Origin of the sequence: Synechococcus sp. ATX 2A4 (assembly GCF_024346375.1) — a bacterium.
In the GTDB taxonomy this organism is placed as follows: Bacteria; Cyanobacteriota; Cyanobacteriia; order PCC-6307; family Cyanobiaceae; genus MW101C3.
In genome coordinates this window covers 60,805-81,832 of the sequence record NZ_JAGQCV010000008.1, presented here as the reverse complement: position 1 = coordinate 81,832, position 21,028 = coordinate 60,805, and the positions used below count along the sequence as shown (strand labels likewise).

Sequence of the window (21,028 nt, the reverse complement as noted above, 5' to 3'; positions counted from 1 at the left end):
GCGTTCAACCTGTATTGCGCATGCCAGCGGCAATGCCGTTGATCGTGAGCAGGGCGCCGCGCAGCAGTTCGCTGCGGCTGTAGGTGCGCCCATCGGTGGCAGCATCACTGGCCACTTCACTCATCGGCGGCTGGCGGTGCTGGTCGCGCAGCCGGCGCAGCAAGGCCACCTGCAGGAAGCCCAGCGGAATGATCGTGCGGTTGCGCAGATCGACCGAGAGTTGCAGGGCAGGGTCGCCATCGAGCAGGCGAGTGTGGCCGGAGATCTTCAGCACCAGATCACGGGTGAGCGTGAACTCTGCGGCGATCACGTCAAAAATGCCTTCAAAGGCTTCGCGATGGCTGGGCCGGCCCAGGGCTTGCACATAGTGATGGGCCAGGTCGAGATCCACTTTTGAGAGGGTCATCTCCACCTTGGAAATCAGCATCCGGAAGAAGGGCCAGCGTTGATAGAGCAGCTTCAGCAGCTCCAGTTGGTCGGGGTCGTGCTCCAGCTCCTCCTGCAGCGCCGCCCCCACGCCGAACCAGCTGGGCAGCAGGAAGCGGCTCTGGGTCCAGCCGAACACCCACGGGATGGCCCGCAGGCTGGACAGATCCTTGGCGCCGCTCTTGCGCCGGGCCGGCCGGCTGGAGATCTGCAGCTTGCTGATCTCTTCGATCGGGGTGACCTGCTGGAAGAACTCCACCAGGTCGGGGTTTTCGTGCACCAGCTTGCGGTAGTGCTGACGGGAGCGGGCGCCGAGACGGCCCATCAGCTCATTCCAGGCGGGGGTGTCATCGAGGCTGCTGCTCACCAGGCTGTTCTGCAGCACAGCGGTGGTCATTGTCTCGAGGTTGTAGAGCGCCAGTTCGGGCAGGGAATACTTCGACGCCAGCACCTCGCCCTGTTCGGTGATCTTGATGCGGCCGTTCATGGTGCCGCTCGGCTGGGCCAGGATCGCCTGGTAGGCGGGGCCGCCGCCGCGCCCCACCGAGCCGCCGCGGCCGTGGAAGATGCGCAGCGCCACGCCGTGTTGCAACGCCAGCCGCTGCAGGCCGATCTGGGCCTTGTGGATCTCCCAGTTGCTGGAGAGAAAGCCGGAATCCTTGTTGCTGTCGGAGTAGCCCAGCATCACTTCCTGCAGGGCCCTGTCGGCTTCCCCATTGCTGGCGAGCAGCTGCAGGTAGAAGGGTTCGCTGAACAGCCGCTCCATCACCGCCGGGGCGTGCTGAAGATCTTCGACCGTCTCGAAGAGGGGCACCACCAGCAGCGAGGTGCGCACCGCCTTGGGATCGACCAGCCCGGCCTCCTTGGCCAGCAGCAGCACCTCCAGCAGATCGGAGGCCGTGTGCGACATCGAGATCACGTAGCTGCGGCAGATGCGCGTGCCGAATTCACGCTGCAGCCGCTCAAGCATGCGGAACACAGCAAAGGTTTCGGCGGTGGCCGGGCTCCAGACGGCGGCGGCGGGCAACAACGGGCGCCGTGTCTGCAGTTCCTGCAGCAACCAGGCGACGCGCTCATCTTCTGCCATTTCCCCGTAGGGCACCGGCAGCTGCAGGTAACGGCTCAGTTCGTCGAGGGCATCGCTGTGGCGGGTGCTCTCCTGGCGGATGTCGAGGGTGGCGAGGCTGAAGCCGAAGATGTGCACCTGGCTGAGCAACTTGCGCAGGGGCTCACAGCTCAGACCGGTGGTTTCAAGGCTGTCGCGCAGCAGCTCCAGATCGGCGCGCAATTCATCCACGGAGGCGTAATGGAGGTCTTGCGGAGCGCTGGCCATCGGCCCGGTGCCGATCGTGAGGGCCGGCGGAAAGGAGCTGGCATCGCAGGGGGCCTCCCAGCCCGCCTCCGCCAACTGCTGGTTGCGGCGGTGGGTGAGGCGCAGCCGCTCCAGCGTGTAGCTCAGCTTCAGCCGGTAGGGCTCCAGCCGGTAGCGGGCCGCCCGTTCGTCGTAGATCTCGGGGAAGCGCAGCCGGTCCATCTCCAGCGATTCCAGCAGCGGGGCGCTCACCTGACTCCACTGCATCGAGATGCTGAGCTGGTCGCGCAGCTCCTGGACGGTGCTGATGTAGCGCTCAATCATCAGCTGCCGTTGATAGCAGGCGGTGCGCCAGGTGATGTCCGGGGTGACCGAAGGGTTGCCGTCGCGATCGGCCCCCACCCAGGAGCCGAAGGTGCAGAAGGCGTCGCGGGGGGGCTCCACATCCGGGTAGCTGCAGCCCAGGGCGCTGTGGATGCGCTGGCGCAGCAGCGGCATGGCGTCGAACAGCACCTGCTGGAAGTAATGCAGGGCGTAGTCGACTTCGTCGAGCACCGACGGCTTGAACTGGTGCAGCTCATCGGTGCGCCACCACAGCCGGATCTCCTCCTCCAGCTGCAGCCTGAGGCTGCGCTCGTCGTGCAGATCGCTGGGGCTGTTCACCTGCAGCCGGTGGATCAAGCTCGCCACCCGCCGCTGCTTGTGCCGCACGGTGTGGCGCACGATCTCGGTGGGGTGGGCGGTGAACACCAGGCGGATGTCCAGCTCGCGCAGCAGATTTTCCAGCTGGGCGGGTGGCACGTTCAGCCCCCGCAGGCGGGTGAACAGCTCGCGGAAGGTGGCCGGATCGGTCTGGCTGGCGAGCGGCGGCGCAAACGGATCGGGGTTGGGGGTGGGTGTGCCCTCCTGGAGGCTGGCCAGATAGCTGTCTTCCTCGATGTGCTGCTCAAGGATGTTGACCAGTTGGAAATAAAGGGAGAAGGCACGGGCCGCGGCGATTGCCTCCGCCAGGTCCATGTCCCGGATCAGCTGCACGATCGCGGCGCTGGTGGCGCTGGCGGTGAGGGCGTTGGCGGGATCACTGAGATCCTTCATGCGCAGCAGCCGCTCGGCCTGCTCCGGTGGGCATTCGCTGCGCAGCACGGTTTTCCAGAGGTCTTCCACCAGCTCCAGCCGTTCACCGAGCAGCCGGGTCACCCGGGGGGCAGGCTGCGCCAGGCCGGCCTCCATGGCGCCGTCTTCGCGCATGGGTGCAGGGGCGGACAGGGACTGCCGCATGAGGACGGAGCCAGCAGAGGACGCACCCATGATCATCCCAAAGGGTGCAGGGCTTCTGTGTTGAGCGGTGCCGGATCCCACGTGCGTTCCTGCTCCTCCATCCAGACCACCTCGCGGCTGAGGATCGCCTCGATCGATTCGCCCTGCCGGTGCAGCGCCAGCCAGCGGATCGCCTGGTTGCCGTCCCGCAGCACCGCCTCCAGCGGCAACAACCATGGGGCAAGGCCGCTGCGTTCGGCCAGGGGCCCCATCGCATCGATCTCCCGCCGCAGCCAGGCCCGTGCCGTGATCGTTTCGCCGCTGCGCCAGTCGCGCAGGTCGCTGTCGAGGCTCCGGCGGGCGGCGGCCTGATCGTTGGCATCGGCCAGCTCCGCCAGGGAGTCGGGGCTCAGGCGGCTGGCGAGCAGGGGGTCATGGGCGCTGGGGTCGTCGAGCAGTTGCCTCAGGCGCAGCTCGGCGAAGGCGGTGACCGCCAGCAGCAGCCGGGGATCGCTGATCAGATCGCAGATCCGGATCTCCACCCGGTTGAGCCGGTGGGGACGGTCGTCGCCGTTGGGCCGCACGGAGGTCCAGAGGTGGCGGATGTTGCGCATCGCTCCCGCCGCCAGTTGCTCCTCCATCCAGCGGATGTAATGCCCGTGATCGAGAAACAGCGGCACCTGCGCGGGGGTGAGCGGAAACTGCAGCCAGCGCTGCGAATGGACACCGGTGGCCAGCCCGTCAAGGAAGGGGCTGCTGGCACTCAGGGCCAGCAGCAGTGCCGCCTCGCAGCGCAGCAGCCGGCAGGCGGCGAACAGGGGCTCCATCGCCGTGAGCCCCAGGTTGATGTGCACGCTCGCGGTCACCACGCGGGTGCCGTATGTCGAGGCGATGAAGTCGTGGTAAGGGTTGGCGGGGTCGGAGCGCTCGAAGCGCCGGCTGTCTCCCAGGCTCAAGGTGCTGCCCGGCAGCAGGGTGAGGCCACGGCCCTGCAGCCAGTGCCGCAGCCGCCGGCGAGGCTCCAGCAGCAGTCCGAGCTGGCGGCCGTAATCGGCGTCTGGCTCGGTGATGTATTCGAGGTTGCGGTGATCCGGTTCGGTCACGAAGCCGCTGAGGGCCTCGGCCGCCTCGGCCGCCACCCCCACTACCCGGCCATCAGCGCGGCCAGTGAACAGCTCCACCTCAAACCCCTTGGTCAGCAGGGAGGTGCTCATGGACGTTCCTCGCCGAGGCAGGCCAGCGCCTTGAGCAGGCCGCGCGCTTTGTTCAAGGTTTCCTCGTATTCACTGGCAGGCTGGGAATCTGCCACCAGGCCGGCTCCCGCCTGTACCTGCACCCGCCAGCCCCCGTCTGGGTGGGGCAACACCACCATGGTGCGGATGGTGATCGCGGTGTTGAGTGCACCGCTCAGGTCCATGGCGCCGTAGACCCCGGAGTAAGGGCCCCGGGCATCGGGTTCAAGCGCATGAATCAGCTGCATCGCCCTGATCTTGGGCGCGCCGCTCACGGTGCCGGCGGGGAAAGAGGCCTTGAGCAGGTCCCAGATGTCCTTGCCGGCGGCAAGCACCCCCTCCACCTGGCTGACGATGTGCATCACATGGGAATAGCGCTCGATCACCATCAGCTCCGTGACCTTGACGCTGCCGGGCGCACAGACCCTGCCCAGGTCGTTGCGACCCAGATCCACGAGCATCACATGCTCGGCGCGCTCCTTGGGATCGGCCAGCAGGTCGCGTTCGAGCTGCTGGTCTTCGCGTTCATCGGCGCCGCGGGGGCGCGTGCCGGCGATCGGCCGCAGCGAGGCCTTCACCCCTGTCGCCATCGGCTCGGCCTTCACCATCACCTCGGGGCTGGAGCCGATCAGGTGCCAGCCGCCGAAGTTGAAGAAGGCCATGTATGGGGATGGGTTCACCATCCGCAGGCTTCGGTAGATGTCGAACGGATCACGGTGCATGCGGGTTTCCAGGCGTTGGCTGAGCACCAGCTGGAACACGTCGCCGGCGGCGATGTGCTCGCGGGAGGCTCGCACCGCGGCCTCGAAATCCTCCCGGCTGCGGTTGCTGGTGGTAGGGAGCGTCCCGGTGGGCTCAGGCTGCCAGCGCAGCGGCGTGACGCTGCTGGGCAGAGGGGCATGCATGCGGGCTTCCAGCGCCGCAATGCGCTCCACTGCTGCCGCATAGGCCTGTTCGGGGTCAGCCCCCTGGCTGAGGTCGGCGTAGGCCACAGCCGTGATCTGACGCTTGACCTGATCGAACACCAGCAGGCTGTCGGCCAGCATCCAGCAGCCATCAGGCGGGCCGTGCGGATCGCTGGGATGCACCGGCACGCTGGGCTCGATCCAGCGAATCAGCTCGTAGCCCCAGAAGCCGAACAGCTGCCCCACCGGCGGCAGGCCGGGGATCGGGCTGGTGCGCAGGCCGGCCAGACCGTCGCGCAACAGCTCGAAGGGGTTGCCTTCCAGCGGCTCTCGGCGCCCATCACGCCAGAGGCGCTCGGCGCTGGCGCCCCGCACCGTGAGCGTCCAGAGCGGGTCGGTGGCCACGAAGCTCCACCGACCTACCCGCTCGCCGCCCTCGACCGACTCCAGCAGCACCCCGTGGCTGCTGGTGGTGCCCACCTTCAACCAGGTGGTGAGAGGCGTTTCGAGGTCAGCAGGCCAGCGGTCCCACAGGGGAAGGAAGGTGTGGCCGGAGCTGGCCTGAGAGAGAAAGGCGTCGCGATCGGGGAAGGGCATCGGGCCTACGTCCGGGCAAAAAAAACGGGGCCACCGGCCCCGCCTTTCTAAGTGTTGCTTGTGCGAGGAATTGCCGCAGGGGCAAAGCTCAGCTGTCGAAGGTGTTGCGGCCCGAGAACTTGACCGAGGAAGGATCGGGATTCTGGCCGATGCGGCGGGAGTTGTGGTTCACCATCGGACGGCCTTCATTGACCTTCTCGGGAAACACACCATCCTTGGGATGCAGATACTCAGTGTCGCCGCCGGGGAAGATGCGGTAGACCTTGTAATCCTCGATCCTGGGTTTGAACTTGGTGCGCAATTGAGTGCCGAGGGCGAGGCATTGTTCCTTGCGAGAGAAATACATGATGTTCTCGCCTTCGTTCATTTCGGCGGCACCACCGGTGGGCAGCTCGAAGGGCTGAGATTTCGAGCTCGTCCAGGTGATGGCGTACTTCTCCTCAGTTTCAGCCGAGTTGAGCAGACCGCCGGTGCTGCCGATGTACTTGGGAAGTTGACCGCTCAGCGCCGTTGCTGTCATGGCTGTGGGGGGAGGGGAGTCTGCAGGGCTCTGAGGGGGTCTCAGAAACCATCCGCTGACCATTTCGGCTGGAAACTAGCACTGTCATTTCAGCCCGGTCGCCTCTCGGTGCCTGGTCTTCACACCCGTCAACAAAGTCAGGTGGGTTCGCGGGGCGGGGGGGCGGCCGGCGCCTGGTTGGCCAGTGGAAAGAACACGGTCAGGCCGCTGCCGGAGCGTTCGGTCAACCGGCCCCCCAGGCTGCGGAAGAGGTCCTGGGTGGCCTGACGGCTCAGCTGCAGGCTGCCGGTGAGCGGGTCCCAGCGCAGCACCGGCCCGACGGTGGCGGTGCTGCCCCGCCCCCTGCTCCTTCCCCCATCAGGGTCGCGGCCGCCGCCGGGCTCATCGCTGCTCAGCTGCAGTTTCAGCCGTGATCCCGCCGGTTGCAGCCGCACCCATACGGTGGTGCCAGACGGCAGGCTGCGGCTGAAGCGGTCGATCAGGCCCCCGAGCATGGTTTCCAGCCGGCTGGGATCGCTGAGCACGGGCGGCATCGCCTCAGCCACCTCGAGCTCAAGCGTCAGGTCCCGCCGCTCCAGTTGCCGCTGCCACAGCCCGGCCAGCTGGTGCAGCAGCGCTGCCAGATCGGTGCGGGCGAGCTGTTGCTGCTGGCGTGGTTGGCGCTGCAGTTCGGCGGCATGAAAGATCAGACCGAAGCGATCGATCTGCTCGCTGCATTCGCTGTCGATCTGGTGCAGCCGCTGTTCCACTACGGCGGGCAGGTCGCGGCGCCGCAGCAGGGAGCGGATCAGGGTGCGGATCGTGGCCAGGGGCGTGCGCACCTCATGGGTGAGCGCTTCGAGCAGGGCCAGCTCGCTGGAGAGTTCGGCGTGATGCTTGTCGCTGGCACCCGGCCGCACCAGCGGCTGCAGCGTGACGCTTGGGGCCATGGCGGCCAGCTGCTCCCCCAGCCGTGGCCAGAAGCGCAGTGCCATGTCTTCATCGCTGCGCAACTGGCCCAGCCGCTGCAGGGCGCTGCGCAATTGCAGCCCTGCCTGCGGAGCGGTGTCCTGCAGCCGCTGATCCACCAGTTGCAAGGCGGCCGAAAGGGCGGAGGGATCGAAGCGCAGCACGAAGCGGCGGCGCTGGGGCTCCCCTTCCAGGGCCATGGCCACCTGCAGGTCGGGGGTGATCAGCAGCAGCAGCGGGTCGGTGCCGTCGTCTTCCCGCAAGGTCAGGCGTTCAAAGGCAGCAGCTTCTCCTTCCGCCGGGGGCGGGGCGGTGCCGCGCGGATCCGGCAGCAGGGCCACCGGCGGCTGCAGCAACGACCCCACCGCCGCCGGGGTCCACACCCAGCCCTGCAGCTGTCGCAGCAGGGCTGGCTCGTAGAGCGCCGGTAGGGGCGAGGCCAGCCACACCCCGCGCAGCGGCTGCAGCGTGGGCAGAAAGTCGTTCTGCAGCGTGGCCAGGGCGGCCCACCACTGCCGGCGCACCCCGTCCTCGTCGGCGCGCCCGGTCGGCACCCCTTCAGCCAGCCGCTGCCTGATCTGGGCCAGGCTCGGTGAGGTCACCAGTGGCTCTGCTGATGCCGGCTATGGCGGTTGACCGAGGCGCACAGCCCGAGCGCCAGGAAATTCACCAGCAGGGAGGAACGTCCGTAACTCATCCAAGGCAGCGGGATGCCGGTGACCGGCCCCAACCCGATGGTCATGTTGATGTTCACCACCACCTGGAACAGCACCATGGCGCCCACCCCGATCACCACCAACGACTCGAAATCTGTGCGGGCCTTGCCGGCGATCTGGAGCAGGCGCCACATCAGCACGCCGAAGCCGGTCAATAGGAGCGTCGTGCCCACGAAGCCGAGCTCCTCGCCCAGGGCACTGAAGATGAAATCGGTGTGCTGCTCAGGGATGAAACGCAGTTTGGTGAGCTGACCGTGCATCAAGCCGGTGCCCCAGAGCCCGCCGGAGCCGATGCCGATCTTGCTCTGCAGCAGGTGGTAACCGCCGCCGAGCGGATCCTTGGACGGGTCGAGGAACAGCACCAGCCGGTCGCGCTGGTAGGCCTTCAGCCCGTGCATCCAGAGGTAAGGGGTGATGGCGGTGAACAGCCCCTGCACCGCCAGGGTGATCGCCACGCCGATCCAGCGCCATGGCAGCGAGCGGTAGGCGATCAGGCCCATCAGCGGCACCCAGATCCCGAGCGCCGGTGGGAGGGTGCCCGCCAGGATCGCTGCCACCAGCGGCGACAGCAGCAGCACCACCCAGCCCAGGGGCATGCCGGCCCAGAACATCATCACCAGCAGCACGGCGGCGAATACCAGCGAGGTGCCCAGGTTGGGTTCCAGAAACACCAGGGTCCAGGGGATCAGGAAAACCCCGGTGGGCCGGATCAGATCCACCGGCCGCTCGATCGGGTAGCGCGACAGCACGCCGGCGAGCAGCAGGATCGCGCCGAGCTTGGCGAACTCCGACGGCTGCACATGGAAGCCGCCGATGTTGATCCAGCGCTGCGCCCCGAGGGCGTAGGTGCCCACCAGGCGCACACTGATGAGGCTCACCACAGTGAGCCCGTAGATGGGCAGCAGCACCCCCTTGAGCCGCTCCAAGGGCAGGCGTGCCAGCAGGGCTGCCAACACCAGGCCCACCCCACCCGTGATCCAGTGCTGATACCAGTCGGCAAATTCAGCCTGGCGCTGGGTGCTGGCGATCAGGATGCCGGCCAGGAAGGTCATGGCCAGGGGAATGCCCCACAGCACCAGATCGATCTCCTGCAGCGGCGATCGCCGCTGGGGCCGCCGCGCCGAGAACATGCTCTGCCGCCCTTTGGGCAAGCCCATCACGCTCAGGCCGGGGCCAGGCTCGGGCTGGAAAGGCTGAGCGCCAGGGTGCGGAAAGCCTGGCCCATGGCCGAATCCGGCCGGGCCACTACCACCGGTAGCCCCTGATCCCCGGCCTCCATCACGCTCATCTCCAGGGGAAGTTCCGCCAGCAGCGGCACCTCGGCTTCGGCGGCCAGCAGGGCGCCGCCACCGCTGCCGAAGATCGCGTAGCGGACCTCGGGCCGGTCGGGGGGAATGAACACGCTCATGTTCTCCACCACGCCCAGCACCTTCACCCCCATCTGCAGAAACATCGCCAGGCCGCGGCGGGCATCCTGGAGTGACACCTTCTGGGGGGTGGTGACGATCACCACCCCAGCCATCGGCACGGCCTGGGCCAGGGTGAGCTGGGCGTCACCGGTGCCGGGGGGCAGGTCAACCACCAGCACATCGCGTTCGCCCCAGTTCACCTGGTAGAGAAACTGGCGGATGATGCCGTTGAGCATCGGCCCGCGCCACACCACCGGCTGGTTCTCCTGGATCAGCAGACCCATCGACACCAGGCCGATGCCGCAGGTGTCGATCGGGGTGAGCACCTGCTGGTCGCCGCTGCCGCTCACCTCAGGGGTGCGGTCAGCGACGCCCAGCATCGTGGGGGCATTGGGGCCGTAGATGTCGGCGTCCAGCAGGCCCACCTTGAGGCCACTGGCGGCCAGGGCGCAGGCCAGGTTGACGGCCACCGTGCTCTTGCCGACCCCGCCCTTGCCGCTGCTGACGGCGATCACCCGCTTCACTCCGGGGATCCCCTGGCGCTCGGGCACTTGTCCCGGGGCCGCCGAAGCGCCATGGCCATGGCCGTGGCCGGCGCTGGAGGCGGGTTGGGCCAGCTCGATCTGGACGTCGTCGATGCCATCGAGCGCGAGCAGGGCCGCGCGGGCGGCACTGGCGATCTGCTCCCGCTGGCTGGTGGCGTAGCCGGGGAGGGCGAGCCGGAACAGGGCGCGGTTGTCCTGGGTGCGCACCTGGCTGATCCAGGCCAGTTCCAGCAGGCTGCGGCCGGTGCCCGCGTCGCAGAGGGCCTGAAGGGCTTCGCGTGCCTGATCGGCGGTGGCCATCCGGCTGCCTGGGGCAAAGAGGGCGATCTTAGGCGCCGCTCCCATGACAGACCCTCTCGAAGGCTTGTCTGACGGGGCGACAGGCTGGAATGGTGTTCAGGTATCGGGCGCCGTTAGCGGCGAAGGGATCGGTGGCGGAGCAGGGAGTGGCCAGGCAGGGCGGGCTGGAGCCGGTGGGAATCCAGTCTTCCGGCCGTGATGAGGGCATGAATTCGGCCCCCGGCCGTGAGGGTGTGGATCCGGCGGGGGCCGGCGCAGCGCCCCCTGCGGATTCACGCCAGCGCGCCCGGCAGTTGCTGATGGGCCTGCAGGACAGCATCTGCGCGGGGCTGCAAGCCCTGGATGGGGAGGGAAGCTTCAAGGAAGAGAGCTGGGAACGCCCCGAAGGCGGAGGTGGCCGCTCGCGGGTGATGCGCGAGGGCCGCGTGTTCGAGCAGGGCGGCGTGAACTTCTCCGAGGTGGAGGGCGACAACCTTCCCCCTTCGATCCTCAACCAGCGGCCCGAGGCCAAGGGGCAGCACTGGTTCGCCACCGGCACCTCGATGGTGCTCCACCCCCGCAACCCCTACGTTCCCACCGTCCACCTCAACTACCGCTATTTCGAGGCCGGCCCTGTGTGGTGGTTCGGCGGCGGCGCCGACCTCACCCCCTACTACCCGTTCCTGGAGGACGCCCGCCATTTCCACGGCACGCTCAAGGCCGCTTGCGACAGCGTTGATCCCGCTTACTACAAGGTGTTCAAGCCGTGGTGCGACGAATACTTCCACCTGAAGCACCGCGGCGAGACCCGCGGCATCGGCGGCATCTTCTACGACTACCAGGATCCCGGCGGCATCCTCTACAAGGGGCAGGATCCAGCCGGCCCTGCCGCCGCCGCCAGCACGGCCCAAGGTCCCCTCAACCACGGCTGGGAGCAGTTGTTCCGCCTGGCGGGAGCCTGCGGCAATGCCTTTCTGCCCAGCTACATCCCGATCGTCGAGAAGCGCAATGGCCTCCCCTATGGAGAAAGGGAGCGGCAGTTCCAGCTCTACCGGCGCGGGCGCTACGTGGAGTTCAACCTGGTGTTCGACCGCGGCACGATCTTCGGCCTGCAGACGAACGGTCGCACCGAATCGATCCTGATGTCGCTGCCGCCGCTGGTGCGCTGGGAATACGGCTATGTGCCGGAGCCTGGCAGCCGCGAAGCGCTGCTCACCGAGCTGTTCACCCGCCCGCAGGAGTGGCTCAGCGATCCATCGCTGGAGGAACGCTGCCGACCCCGACAGGCTGTGGACTGAGCGGAGCCGCCCCGGGCCCGCCGGGGCCGGGCGTGAGACCCGCCTCAATGGCCTGCACCACCCGGGCGGCGATGGCCTCCACCGTGGCCTGGCGCCGGTAGGGGTCGCGCAGGGCGGCTTCCAGGGGGCCTTCCAGCTTGCCGATTTCAAGGATGGCGATGCCGCGCCGGGGTGCTCCGAGCCCCTGGCGAAAGCGGGCCGGAAAGCCGCCGAAGGCGTCTGCCAGTGCTTCGTCGAGGCGGCTGAGCGGCTGCTGCAACGATGGAATAAGGCCGGAGCCGAATCCATCGGGGCCATAGGCATCAAAGTGGATTTCAACTGCGTAGCCGCCGCGCCGCACGTGGTCGCGGCCCACGCTCCAGTTGGTGCGGGGATCGTCGCCGTTGACGATCGTGCGGAGCTGGGGGTCGTAGAAACCGATCGCCAGACCCCGCTGCTGGCCGAGCCGTACCACCTCCTGGGCCACCGCCAGGTTCCAGAAGAGCTCGTCGCGGATGTCCGGCTGCATCGGGGCCGCCCCGAACAGGGCCACGGCCTCACCCGGTGTGCCGGCGCCGGCGATGCCCTGGGAGTCGGCGTGGCCCGCCAGCACCAGCACCGGCGTGCCGGGGGCGAGCGCACGTGTGCCCACCCAGTCTTTGCTGAGCCGGGTGCGGGCACCGGTGAGGGGATCGTGGCCGGCCAGCGCCAGTGGCGCCGGCACCGCAGTGCTGATCACAAGCGCCAGCACGCTGAGCTGGGGCAGCAACGATCCAGGCAAGCGCATCGGGGCGTGGTGGCGCATGGCGGATCAGATCGGGGAGCTGAGCAGGGCGCCGTCGCTGGCCAGCTGCAGGCGGGGACCCATTTCCAGTTCCAGGGCGATCAGTTCGTCGCGGTGGGCCCGCAGCTGCAGGCTGCTGCCGGAGGCCTCATCGCCGCTGATCAGACGCAACTCCACCTGCTCTTGCCGGTTAGCCCGCCGCCGGTAGACCACCCCCGCCAGTGGGCCTGCCGCCACCAGCAGCAGCGGCCAGGCGCCCAGCACCGGCAACAGCTGGCGCACCACCAGGCCGAGGCAGGCGGCCCCCACCGCCGCCAACAGGGACAGCAGCAGGGCCAGATTGGGGCTGGCGGCCACGGTGCCCTGGAAGCGCAGCACCCGCCGCTCGGCGTCGCCGCTGTCGGTGCGCCAGCCGCGCTGCAGCAGCCACTGGCTCAGACCCTCGAGCACCTCCACCGGCGGGCGGGGCGAGTGCACCTCCACCACCGTGGTGCGGTCCTTGCTGGCGGCCCGCAGGAAGAACACCAGCCCGATGGCCAGCAGAACGGTGAGCAGCAGGGTGGAGCCCAGGGCAGGGGGCATGGGGAGTGGGCCGAGCGAGGTGGCCATTCTCTCCCAGTCCCCTGGCGGGCGACGATAACGACCGTCGCTTCGTCTTCGATGGGTTCCTCCGCCTCCGCACCCGCCCGCTTCGCCGTCTTCGATGGCGACCTCGACGAGGAATGGCTGGCGCTTTACGCCGCCACGCCCGCCCTGGCGGTGGATACCGAAGCCATGGGGCTCGTGCACGGTCGTGACCGCCTCTGTCTGGTGCAGATCGCCGACGACGACGACAACGTCTGCTGCATCCGCATCGCCCGCGGCCAGAAGGCAGCGCCGCGGCTGCAGCAGCTGATGGAAAGCCCCACGATCGAGAAGGTGTTCCATTTCGCTCGCTTCGATGTGGCGGCCCTGGGGGAAGGGCTCGGCATCGCCGTGGCGCCGCTGTTCTGCACCAAGGTGGCCAGCCGGCTGGCCCGCACCTACAGCTCCCGCCATGGCCTCAAGGAGGTGGTGCAGGAGCTGGTGGGGGTGGAGCTCGACAAGCAGGCCCAGAGCAGCGACTGGGGTCGGGTGGAGGAGCTCGATGAGGCCCAGCTGGCCTATGCGGCCAACGACGCCCGCTATCTGCTGCCCGCCTACCGCCGCCTGAGCGCAATCCTGGAGCGCGAGGAACGCCTCGAGCTGGCGCGCCGGTGTTTTGCCTGCATCCCGGTGTTCGCCGACCTCGACCGCAGCCGTTTCGGCTCCGTGTTCGAGCATTCGTCCCAGGGCCGCTGAGGCTCCTTTTGCCCAGCGCCGCTGAGGTTCAGTCCTCGTCGAGGAAGTTTGATTCCGAAGGCTTGGCCACCAGCAGCTGATCGAGCAGCCGCTCCTGGCTGAGGGCATCGGCGCGCGCCGCCTCGATCAGCCGCTCGGCGATCACCACCCGGCCTGCGGCATCACGCACCGACTCCCGCGCCGCCTGCAGATCCACCCGCCGCCGGGCGGAGGAGATGCTGATGCCCAGCAGGGTGGCCAGTTGGCCGGTGGCCACGGCATAGGCCCGATTGGGCGGAACGGGCATCAGGGGGGTGCGTCGGGAGTTGGCTCCATCCTCGCCTCAGCCCGGACCCCCGGCGATCAGCTGGCGCTCGAGCAGGGCCGCCAGCCGCTCGCTGCCTCCAGGGCTGCCCATGCGGCGCCTGCCGATCCGGCTCAGTTGGCCCAGGGTGGCGGGATCCTGCAACAGCTCCCGCAAGCGACGGCTCATTTCGCCGGGGCTGGCGCACACTTGCACCGCCCCCCCCAGCAGCCGGCTCTGCCGGCGCGCGAAGGCCAGCGTGAACTGCGGGCCCGGACCCGGCAGGGACAGGGCTGGCACGCCGCGTCCCACGAGTTGTTCGGTGGCCGTGCCCGCCGTGGCCAGGCCGATCTCTCCCCACCCCGACCAGCGCGGAAAGCAACCCCGGCCCAGCAGCAGCACCATCGCGCCCCGCCGCCAGGCCTGATCGGCGCCGCTACCGCCTGGCACGGCAACAGGGAGGAAGCCACGCGCCCGCAGCAACGGGGACAGCTGCTCCGGCGCAGGGGTGGCACCGATCGGGCAGAGCACCAGCGTGTCGCGCTCTGGGGCCAGCCCCTGAAGGGCAGAAAGGAGCCGCTCGAAATTGCGGAGCGCTTCCGGTAGACGGCTGCCGCAGAGCAGCACCAGCCGCCGGCTCGAGGCCAGGGCCGCCGGCAGGGCCGCGGTCTCCAACCCATCCATCATCGGGTTGCCGGGAGCCAGGGCCGGCACCCCGTGGCGGCGCAGCCCCCGGGCGGTGAGGCCATCACGGACCGCCACCAGCCGGCAGCGCCGCGAGCCCATCAGTGCCCATTCCCAGGGATCCCATTCGCTGCCTTTGCAGCGGTGATAGCCATCGGCCAGGCCGTTGTGGCCTGGGCCGCTGCGCCAGGTGTAATCGCTCTTGGGCGTGCCGATGAAGGCGAACGGCGCCCCGCTGCTCCAGGCCAATGCGAGCGGCAGCAGGTCCCCCACGGCGAGCAGGGGCTGGTGGGTGCGGCCCCAGCGGCGCACCGTGCGCAGATGGCCCCAGCTCAGCTGGGGCAGGCCTGCGGCAAGGTCCTGAACCAGCCCGCTGAAGCTCTGGTTGCTGAAGCCGCCGCTGGGCAGCCGTTGGCGGGGGCCGATGCGCTGCAGGGCCCCGGCGGCTTCAGCCGCGGCAAAGCACTGCCCCTCCCCCACCAGGGGCAGCACGCAAACGTTCAGGCCCGGGTGCCGCTGCTGCAGGGCCTCGATCACCTTGAGCGCGATCAGATCTTCCCCATGCCCGTTGCTCAGGACCAGCAGACGGGAGGGCATGCCGTGGCTGATACGATCCGGTTCAGGGAGTTTGCTCCCCCGTGCGGCGGCATGGCCAAGTGGTAAGGCAGAGGATTGCAAATCCTTTACCCCCAGTTCGAATCTGGGTGCCGCCTCTTCCTCAAAACCCTTTCCCTGGAAGGGAGCTCCCGGTTTCAAGTTCCTCCTCGAGAGTTGCTCATCGGGCAGGGATAAGTCCCCGAAAGGGCCTTTGGCGGACGGTTTAGGCACGTACCTAGTCACAACTGTGGCGGTTTTTTTCGGGTCACGATCGCCGCATGGCGTCCGACCTCTTGATCTCACCCCTCATGGCCAGCGGCTGCAGCTGCCGTTGCCCTGGCGCTCTCGATGGGCCGGAGCTGGTGGCGGAACTGCGTGCCCTGGGTCGTGGCTACTCTGTGAAGGACGCCGCGCTGCGTGAGGTGTCTGCCGATGTCGTCATCGAGCGCGGTCTGCCGGATGGTCTCCCGGACGGTTGGTAGTGGGTGGCGGGGGTAGGCGCCACCTGCGGCACCCGTCCACATGGGGGATTGCCGAGCCAGTTGTCCAGCTCACTGCATTGTTTTCCACCAACCTTGCGCCAGTTTCAGGCCACTTCGGCTGGCGTTGGGGGACCCTGACGGGTTAGATACACTCCTCTGCGGCGTTATCTGCTGTTCCTATCCATGGAGGTCTCAATCTCTACAACAACGGCTTTGCCTCGGGGATTGTGGCATCGGTGCTGGTGCCCGTGATCATTCATTGCCATCAACGAGGCTCAGATTCGCCGCCAGCAACTCTGTTTTCCTTCAGGTAGCTTAAGGGTGAACAATGGTGGGTAGGTCCCCCTTGCCGCAGTCAACGAATCCAGGGTGCGGCGATGTGGCTGAGCTGCCAGTAGCCGACGTTATGAATACGGGTCGAGAACGATAGACACTTAACACTTGTGGTGACCCTGATCGTACCCAAACTCCACTCCCTCTGGAACAACTGTAAGCTGCCGGAGCGGGTCAGCCACCGCGAGGCGTTTGTGCTTGAGGGCGTCTGGCTCCCGGCCCCCTGCCAGCCACGCGGTCCTCACGCGCTGCTGAACGGTCACCCCCTTCCACCCAGACCTGCCTACCCATGAACGAGCTCTCAGTTTGGGATCAGCTCCTGCGCCATTACGAGGATACGGCGGGACGGGTGGATTACGAAGCCTGGAGCACCCACCACCCCCAGACTCTTTCCCGCTGGCTGGACCAGCAATCTGCCGATACCGACGGCCGCGAGGATCACCTTGCCCACTGGATCAACCTCTACAACGCGTTCACCATCCAGTCGGTGCTCACGGCCTATCCGATCGCATCGATTCGCCCCACCCTGCTAGGCCAACCGAACTGGATCGCATTTCTGCGTTTCTTCCAGCGGCGCGTGCATCGCCTCGGGCGGAAGTGTTACAGCCTGGAGCAGATCGAGAACAAGATGCTGCGCCAGATCACAGGTGATCCCCGCATTCACTTCGCGATCGTCTGCGCCTCCATCGGTTGTCCGCTGCTGCACAACGAGGCCTATACGCCAGATGGGGTGGAGGAACAACTGGAAGCGGATGTGAGCCGCTTTATTAACAACCCCGCCAAGGTTCGCTTTGATCCTGAGGGGGGTATTTTGTATTGTAGCAAGATCTTCCAGTGGTACAAAGCTGATTTCATCGCGGTGGCCCCGTCGTTGAGCGCTTACATCCTTCCCCGCCTTTCAGGTGTGTCGGTACCGCTTCATGAACCACAAATCGCCTTTCTGCCCTACGACTGGAGCCTGAATCAGCGAATGTCCTCATAAAAGCGCTTCAGGCGTGCCGGCGGCATGCCCAGGCCCCAGAGCACGCCGATTGAGACATAGATCACAACGGCCCTGGCGGCACCCCAGCGCTGCACCCGTCTGTCGGAGGTGATCACCACCCGATTGATCAGCAGGATGCGGCCGTGCCGCACCAGCCGCAGGCAGAGATCACCGTCTTCCAGGATTGGCAGTGCTTCGTTGAAGCCACCGGCCTTCCAGAAGGTTTCCCGGCGGCAGATCATCACTTGATCACCAAAGAGCAGACGCAACCCCCTAAAGTAAAGATAGGGCCGAAAGAGTAACGGAGCCAGATAGGTTTTCAGCACATTCAGAGCCGAGATATCCCAGCGGGTTTTGCTGCTATTGCCCATCATGGCAATGAAACCAACGCAGGCAATTGAGCCATCTGCCAATGCACGTTCAGCAACGCTGATCAGATCAGTGGGAATCTGGGTATCAGCATGCAGAAAGCAGAGGTGATCCCCCGTGGCCGCTCTGGCCCCATCGTTCATCTGCAATGCGCGGCTCGCCGCCTTGCTATGGAGCATCGCAACCCCAGCCTCCATGGCAATCTGCACGGTGTGATCTGTGCTGCCGCCATCAACCACCAGCACCTCCCAGGCCGGTGGATCCAGAGCTTTGACGTGCTGCAGTGCGCGCGCCAAGGTCGTGGCTTCATTCAGGGTGGGAATGATGATCGAAAGACGCGCCATCAGAGCCATTACAAGACAACTTCAGCGCCGCATCAGGCCCTCGTGAAGGCCCACGCTGAACAATAGAGAAGCTAGACTGATCAGTACAAACTTTGCCGTAATGCCCAGAGAAAGGGGGACGACGAAGAACGCGATGATCACAATCAGGGGTTGGTGGAACAGGTAGATGGAGAAGGCCACTCGGTTGCCATAGCTCAAGATGGGATGACTGATGTTGCGGTAGGGCCGTGCCAACGCAAGCAGGGCCAGCACCCAGCACCAGCTGTTGAAGCCTCGAAACGCCTGATAGAGCATATAAGGGGCTGAGTAGGCGCGCTCTGGAACCATTTGAGTGATGGTGAGAGCCAGGAGCAGCGCCATTGCCAGCCCAGCTGTGGCGCAGAGGAGCCTTCTGTGCTCATCCAGTGCCGTCCAAAGCCGAGTGTTGTGGCAGAAGAGATAGCCATAGACGAAATACAGTAGATATAGCAATAGATTCGCCCAATCGTTGTAGAGGTTCTGGAAACCGATCCAGCGGGGGCGCAGCATGGCCTCAACCACCATCAACGGCACAGCCAGACCAATCAGCGAGCCCAGGCCATGGGTCTTCGAAAGGAGCGGGGAGCCATGGGGAGACAGGCTTTTGCCGCTGAACCTCAGCATGACAGGCAGGCTGATCAACGAAATCACAAGCAAATAAGCCAGAAACCATAGATGGGCCCATTCAAAGTTTCCCTCTGGTCGGATTCCATCAAAGAACCTGGGATAGAATCTCAAGAAGGAGCCGTTCACTCTGCCGGCTTGTAGCTCATGGATGTACACCTGGGGCGGAACAAGTACCAGAATTCCGATCAGCAGAGGCAGCAGCAGCCGCTGCAAGCGTTGGCGAACATACTCACCTTGCGAGCGGGTCTGCAGGGAATACCAACTGGCGGCGCCGGCAAGAAAGAAGAACAAGGGCATGTGCCACTGATGAACGAACTGAATGAAGAGGCTCAAGCCGGCACTGCTTACCGCATTGAGCACATAGAAACTGCCCAGTTCCCCCTCATAGAAAACAGCGGCCGTGTGAAAGGCAATCAGAACCGCAACGGCCAGCAAGCGCAGCCAATCCAGATCATGGGAACGGGCCAGTTGGGTCATGGGCGCCTTCCGGTTTCTCTCTCACGCTTCGTGTTCATGGGAAGGCGTTCGCAGGTCCGATTGTTCTGGACAACCAGACAAGTGGATTCTCCGTGGCTCATCCGGGCTCCCGCGCCTCGTGTCTCGTATCTATTGGAACAAGCCGTGATAAACCCTACCAAGTCCGCAAGCAGCCTCGACTAACTCAACTTGCCTTGTCTTGCGCAGATGACTGGACATCCATTCTGCCGGTATCCGCGCATCGAGTATTAGCCAACCGCCCCGCCATCTCCGACCAAGATCCAAGCGAACTGCTCGTCTCCGGTGGATGCGGTGTCTGGTGAGCATGGACGTATGCATCACTGGAGCAAAAGAAGAAAGCGTTTAGGTGGGCTTACCTGGTTGATGATAGCTGTCCCCCATCGATCAGATCAGGGCCTGAGGCGTTGATCAATGCAGAGCACGAAGGAAGTGCCGCTGGCGTGCTCCAGCCTCATGGCCAGGGTGCGGCAGGGCTGGCCGGTGGCCAAGCTGATGTAGGTGTCGGTGATGTACTGATGGAGATCGGTGTCCATCAAGCTGAAGAAGTACTCCTTATTGGCGTGGTCAGTGCCCCGCGTGGCGGGTGTGAACAGGCGGTTCCCGGACGGGGGTAGCCCCCGGCCCAGGTGTGTGTTGCTGATCTGAAGGCCGTCACCGTCGAGCACGTAGGCCGCTTCGATTGTGGTGTTGCTACTCACCCAGCTGGCAAGGCCGCTGTCGAACGTGTTGGCAGCGCTGTGGCGTAGGCGTTCACATCCTGCGAGGGCCAGATTGATCAGATCGTGGGTCTCCTTGTGCCGGGCCTGGATGGCGGCCGCGGCTTTGGCCCGCTGGCGGCGGGCGGCTTCCGTCAGCGCAGGCTGCAGGGCCGCCAAGTGCAGGTCAGCCGCTGGCTTGGCGCGCGCAAAGTGATAACCCTGAAAGAACTCCGCGCCGAGGGCGGCGCAGGTGTCCAGTTCTGCCTGGGTTTCCACCCCTTCGGCCAGCACCAGAGTGCCGATGGTCTTTCCGAGTAGGACCAATGACTTCATCGTTTCCTGTTTGAAGAAGTCGCTGTCGACTCCGGCGATGAGACTGCGATCGATCTTGATGATGTGGGGCCGCAATTCAGCGATGCGGGGCAGGTTGCTGTGGCCGGATCCCAAGTCGTCAATAGCGATCAGGAAACCGAGTTCACGATGGCGCTCCACGAAGCGTTTCAGGGTCACCGTTTCTTGAACCTTGGTTTCGTTGAGCTCAATCACGATGTCACTGGGTTCCAGACCCGTGGCCAGGGTGGCCTCAAGCAGGGCTCCAGAGCCCTCCACCCCCTCGTCGATCAATGAGGTTTCGAAGTTGAGAAACAGGAAGGGGCGCAGGGACCCAGGCAGGTTGAGATCCCTGTAACGCTCCATGGCAAGGGCGCGGCAGCGGCGATCGAGTGCCAGCAGCCTGCCTTCCTTGCGGGCCTGGGCGAACAGCTGTCCGACACCCATGTGCATCGGCCGCGCCAGGGCTTCGAGGCCCACGACAGCGGTTTGCTTGAGGGAGACGATAGGTTGAAAGTGAATGTCAAGCTGATTCGATCGAAGGTCCGTATGTCCTTCGATCGATGTTTGCACAGGCTCAGCGTGATCCATTGCGTGCGCATGATGGCCGACTGCGGTGCTAGCCATCAGCAATAAACCCTAGCGGTTTTCCTGCAATAGCGCTGTCCGCCCTGCCGTAGGAGGATTCGCCGATGGCCATTCCTTCCGTGGCTTGTGTGGTTGATCTCTGATCTGACTTCGCTACGATTTGCCCCAAGCGGCGACTTCAGCGACGGCCCCGTCCCCCTTGAGTGGCACGAGCCTTCCACGATTCCGATGGGCTTGAGGACATGACCAATGCAGCTGATGTTGTGAACCCACTCCAGCTGCATGGGCAAGAATCAGCTCCCTTCATGGGTTTGCCTGGTAGCCGACTATTGGGCGCTCCACCGGGGTGGTCGCGATTCGGGGATGATTTGACCATCCGTGAGCGGGCCTAGGCATCACGCCCCGCCACCAAGCCCACTGCGCCCAATCCCGGCTCTCCCCCAGCCGGAACAACTTGTTGACTTTGAACACTTACGAAATCCATCCACCACCCTCATCAGTGGCGGTGTTGCAACAGATGGCAAGCCCATGGCCAGTGCAGCTGATCGCTGCCCCGGTCCTTGTACGTTGATCGGGACAAGATGAGAACATTCTCATGCTGAGGGTGGGGCAGAGCATGAAGCAACCATCCCCAACGGCTCCCGAGAACCGTCGCAGGATCCTGCTCC

The 21,028-nt window shown here is 65.8% G+C and carries 19 protein-coding genes and 1 tRNA gene; 6 read left to right on the top strand and 14 right to left on the bottom strand.

Features of this window, described 5'->3' with window-relative positions; translation table 11 throughout:
- Positions 1-4: 4 nt before the first annotated feature.
- The 7 genes from ppc to KBY97_RS09215 all read right to left on the bottom strand — a co-directional run bounded on the left by ppc (position 5) and on the right by KBY97_RS09215 (position 10,167).
- Positions 5-3,052 (bottom strand): phosphoenolpyruvate carboxylase, encoded by a 3,048-nt coding sequence (ppc, locus tag KBY97_RS09245; protein ID WP_399217577.1) that lies wholly within the window; start codon positions 3,050-3,052, stop codon positions 5-7.
- Positions 3,049-4,209: a glutamate--cysteine ligase gene (gshA, locus tag KBY97_RS09240; protein ID WP_255146553.1), complete on the bottom strand. Its 1,161-nt coding sequence runs from the start codon at positions 4,207-4,209 to the stop codon at positions 3,049-3,051. Before gshA ends, ppc begins: the two co-directional genes overlap by 4 nt.
- On the bottom strand, positions 4,206-5,729 hold the full coding sequence (locus KBY97_RS09235; protein ID WP_255146552.1) for an anthranilate synthase component I family protein: 1,524 nt from the start codon (positions 5,727-5,729) through the stop codon (positions 4,206-4,208). The genes gshA and KBY97_RS09235 overlap by 4 nt, the downstream gene beginning before the upstream one ends.
- A gap of 88 nt (positions 5,730-5,817) precedes the next feature.
- Complete coding sequence (locus KBY97_RS09230; protein WP_255146551.1) at positions 5,818-6,249, bottom strand: photosystem I reaction center subunit II PsaD; 432 nt, start codon at positions 6,247-6,249, stop codon at positions 5,818-5,820.
- 137 nt (positions 6,250-6,386) lie between these two features.
- Complete coding sequence (locus KBY97_RS09225; RefSeq protein ID WP_315857155.1) at positions 6,387-7,799, bottom strand: sensor histidine kinase; 1,413 nt, start codon at positions 7,797-7,799, stop codon at positions 6,387-6,389.
- Complete coding sequence (rodA, locus tag KBY97_RS09220; RefSeq protein WP_399217574.1) at positions 7,796-9,070, bottom strand: rod shape-determining protein RodA; 1,275 nt, start codon at positions 9,068-9,070, stop codon at positions 7,796-7,798. The genes KBY97_RS09225 and rodA overlap by 4 nt, the downstream gene beginning before the upstream one ends.
- Before the next feature lie 5 nt (positions 9,071-9,075).
- On the bottom strand, positions 9,076-10,167 hold the full coding sequence (locus tag KBY97_RS09215) for an Mrp/NBP35 family ATP-binding protein (protein ID WP_255146631.1): 1,092 nt from the start codon (positions 10,165-10,167) through the stop codon (positions 9,076-9,078).
- 206 nt (positions 10,168-10,373) lie between these two features.
- On the opposite strand from KBY97_RS09215, the gene hemF reads away from it, so the two are divergent.
- Positions 10,374-11,444 (top strand): oxygen-dependent coproporphyrinogen oxidase, encoded by a 1,071-nt coding sequence (gene hemF / locus KBY97_RS09210; RefSeq protein ID WP_255146630.1) that lies wholly within the window; start codon positions 10,374-10,376, stop codon positions 11,442-11,444.
- On the opposite strand, the gene KBY97_RS09205 is transcribed toward hemF, so the two are convergent.
- Together KBY97_RS09205 and KBY97_RS09200 are read right to left on the bottom strand one after the other, a co-directional pair.
- Positions 11,392-12,228 carry a dehydrogenase gene (locus KBY97_RS09205; protein ID WP_255146550.1) on the bottom strand — a complete coding sequence of 279 codons (837 nt, stop codon included), beginning with the start codon at positions 12,226-12,228 and terminating at the stop codon, positions 11,392-11,394. The genes hemF and KBY97_RS09205 overlap by 53 nt on opposite strands.
- A gap of 6 nt (positions 12,229-12,234) precedes the next feature.
- Complete coding sequence (locus tag KBY97_RS09200; RefSeq protein ID WP_255146548.1) at positions 12,235-12,789, bottom strand: cofactor assembly of complex C subunit B; 555 nt, start codon at positions 12,787-12,789, stop codon at positions 12,235-12,237.
- Positions 12,790-12,867: 78 nt separating this feature from the next.
- Between KBY97_RS09200 and KBY97_RS09195 the strand changes: the two genes are divergently transcribed.
- A complete protein-coding gene (locus KBY97_RS09195) occupies positions 12,868-13,527 on the top strand; it encodes a ribonuclease D (protein ID WP_255146547.1) in 660 nt (219 codons plus the stop codon).
- Positions 13,528-13,555: 28 nt separating this feature from the next.
- Here KBY97_RS09195 and KBY97_RS09190 read toward each other — a convergent pair whose 3' ends face one another.
- Both KBY97_RS09190 and KBY97_RS09185 read right to left on the bottom strand, forming a co-directional pair.
- On the bottom strand, positions 13,556-13,813 hold the full coding sequence (locus tag KBY97_RS09190; RefSeq protein ID WP_255146546.1) for a hypothetical protein: 258 nt from the start codon (positions 13,811-13,813) through the stop codon (positions 13,556-13,558).
- Positions 13,814-13,849: 36 nt separating this feature from the next.
- Positions 13,850-15,091, bottom strand: a complete 1,242-nt coding sequence (locus tag KBY97_RS09185; RefSeq protein ID WP_255146545.1) for a lipid-A-disaccharide synthase-related protein — start codon at positions 15,089-15,091, stop codon at positions 13,850-13,852.
- 45 nt (positions 15,092-15,136) lie between these two features.
- Here KBY97_RS09185 and KBY97_RS09180 point away from each other — a divergent pair.
- The 4 genes from KBY97_RS09180 (at position 15,137) to KBY97_RS09170 (ending at position 16,888) form a co-directional block, all read left to right on the top strand.
- Positions 15,137-15,207: transfer RNA gene (locus KBY97_RS09180), tRNA-Cys, on the top strand.
- 162 nt (positions 15,208-15,369) lie between these two features.
- Positions 15,370-15,573, top strand: coding sequence for a hypothetical protein (locus KBY97_RS09175; protein ID WP_255146543.1), 204 nt, complete (start codon positions 15,370-15,372; stop codon positions 15,571-15,573).
- Between the two features lie 146 nt (positions 15,574-15,719).
- The gene (locus tag KBY97_RS14830) at positions 15,720-15,887 is read left to right on the top strand and encodes a DUF1576 domain-containing protein (protein WP_399217595.1); all 168 of its coding nucleotides are present in this window, start codon (positions 15,720-15,722) and stop codon (positions 15,885-15,887) included.
- 308 nt (positions 15,888-16,195) lie between these two features.
- Positions 16,196-16,888 (top strand): DUF547 domain-containing protein, encoded by a 693-nt coding sequence (locus KBY97_RS09170; protein ID WP_255146542.1) that lies wholly within the window; start codon positions 16,196-16,198, stop codon positions 16,886-16,888.
- Here the strand turns inward: KBY97_RS09170 and KBY97_RS09165 are convergent.
- The 3 genes from KBY97_RS09165 to KBY97_RS09155 form a co-directional block, all read right to left on the bottom strand.
- A complete protein-coding gene (locus KBY97_RS09165) occupies positions 16,870-17,601 on the bottom strand; it encodes a TIGR04283 family arsenosugar biosynthesis glycosyltransferase (protein WP_255146541.1) in 732 nt (243 codons plus the stop codon). The two genes, KBY97_RS09170 and KBY97_RS09165, sit on opposite strands and share 19 nt — an antisense overlap.
- 21 nt (positions 17,602-17,622) lie before the next feature.
- Positions 17,623-18,723 carry an acyltransferase family protein gene (locus KBY97_RS09160; RefSeq protein WP_255146540.1) on the bottom strand — a complete coding sequence of 367 codons (1,101 nt, stop codon included), beginning with the start codon at positions 18,721-18,723 and terminating at the stop codon, positions 17,623-17,625.
- 410 nt (positions 18,724-19,133) lie between these two features.
- Positions 19,134-20,363, bottom strand: coding sequence for an EAL domain-containing protein (locus tag KBY97_RS09155; protein ID WP_255146538.1), 1,230 nt, complete (start codon positions 20,361-20,363; stop codon positions 19,134-19,136).
- Positions 20,364-21,028 lie beyond the last annotated feature (665 nt).

What these genes read in the sequence shown, in the direction of transcription:
- ppc (WP_399217577.1), bottom strand. Translation starts at nt 3,052, where the DNA reads ATGATCATGGGTGCGTCCTCTGCTGGCTCCGTCCTCATGCGGCAGTCC.
- gshA (WP_255146553.1), bottom strand. Translation starts at nt 4,209, where the DNA reads ATGAGCACCTCCCTGCTGACCAAGGGGTTTGAGGTGGAGCTGTTCACT.
- KBY97_RS09235 (WP_255146552.1), bottom strand. Translation starts at nt 5,729, where the DNA reads ATGCCCTTCCCCGATCGCGACGCCTTTCTCTCTCAGGCCAGCTCCGGC.
- KBY97_RS09230 (WP_255146551.1), bottom strand. Translation starts at nt 6,249, where the DNA reads ATGACAGCAACGGCGCTGAGCGGTCAACTTCCCAAGTACATCGGCAGC.
- rodA (WP_399217574.1), bottom strand. Translation starts at nt 9,070, where the DNA reads ATGGGCTTGCCCAAAGGGCGGCAGAGCATGTTCTCGGCGCGGCGGCCC.
- KBY97_RS09215 (WP_255146631.1), bottom strand. Translation starts at nt 10,167, where the DNA reads ATGGCCACCGCCGATCAGGCACGCGAAGCCCTTCAGGCCCTCTGCGAC.
- hemF (WP_255146630.1), top strand. Translation starts at nt 10,374, where the DNA reads ATGAATTCGGCCCCCGGCCGTGAGGGTGTGGATCCGGCGGGGGCCGGC.
- KBY97_RS09205 (WP_255146550.1), bottom strand. Translation starts at nt 12,228, where the DNA reads ATGCGCCACCACGCCCCGATGCGCTTGCCTGGATCGTTGCTGCCCCAG.
- KBY97_RS09200 (WP_255146548.1), bottom strand. Translation starts at nt 12,789, where the DNA reads ATGCCCCCTGCCCTGGGCTCCACCCTGCTGCTCACCGTTCTGCTGGCC.
- KBY97_RS09195 (WP_255146547.1), top strand. Translation starts at nt 12,868, where the DNA reads ATGGGTTCCTCCGCCTCCGCACCCGCCCGCTTCGCCGTCTTCGATGGC.
- KBY97_RS09190 (WP_255146546.1), bottom strand. Translation starts at nt 13,813, where the DNA reads ATGCCCGTTCCGCCCAATCGGGCCTATGCCGTGGCCACCGGCCAACTG.
- KBY97_RS09185 (WP_255146545.1), bottom strand. Translation starts at nt 15,091, where the DNA reads ATGCCCTCCCGTCTGCTGGTCCTGAGCAACGGGCATGGGGAAGATCTG.
- KBY97_RS09175 (WP_255146543.1), top strand. Translation starts at nt 15,370, where the DNA reads ATGGCGTCCGACCTCTTGATCTCACCCCTCATGGCCAGCGGCTGCAGC.
- KBY97_RS09170 (WP_255146542.1), top strand. Translation starts at nt 16,196, where the DNA reads ATGAACGAGCTCTCAGTTTGGGATCAGCTCCTGCGCCATTACGAGGAT.
- KBY97_RS09165 (WP_255146541.1), bottom strand. Translation starts at nt 17,601, where the DNA reads ATGGCGCGTCTTTCGATCATCATTCCCACCCTGAATGAAGCCACGACC.
- KBY97_RS09160 (WP_255146540.1), bottom strand. Translation starts at nt 18,723, where the DNA reads ATGACCCAACTGGCCCGTTCCCATGATCTGGATTGGCTGCGCTTGCTG.
- KBY97_RS09155 (WP_255146538.1), bottom strand. Translation starts at nt 20,363, where the DNA reads ATGGATCACGCTGAGCCTGTGCAAACATCGATCGAAGGACATACGGAC.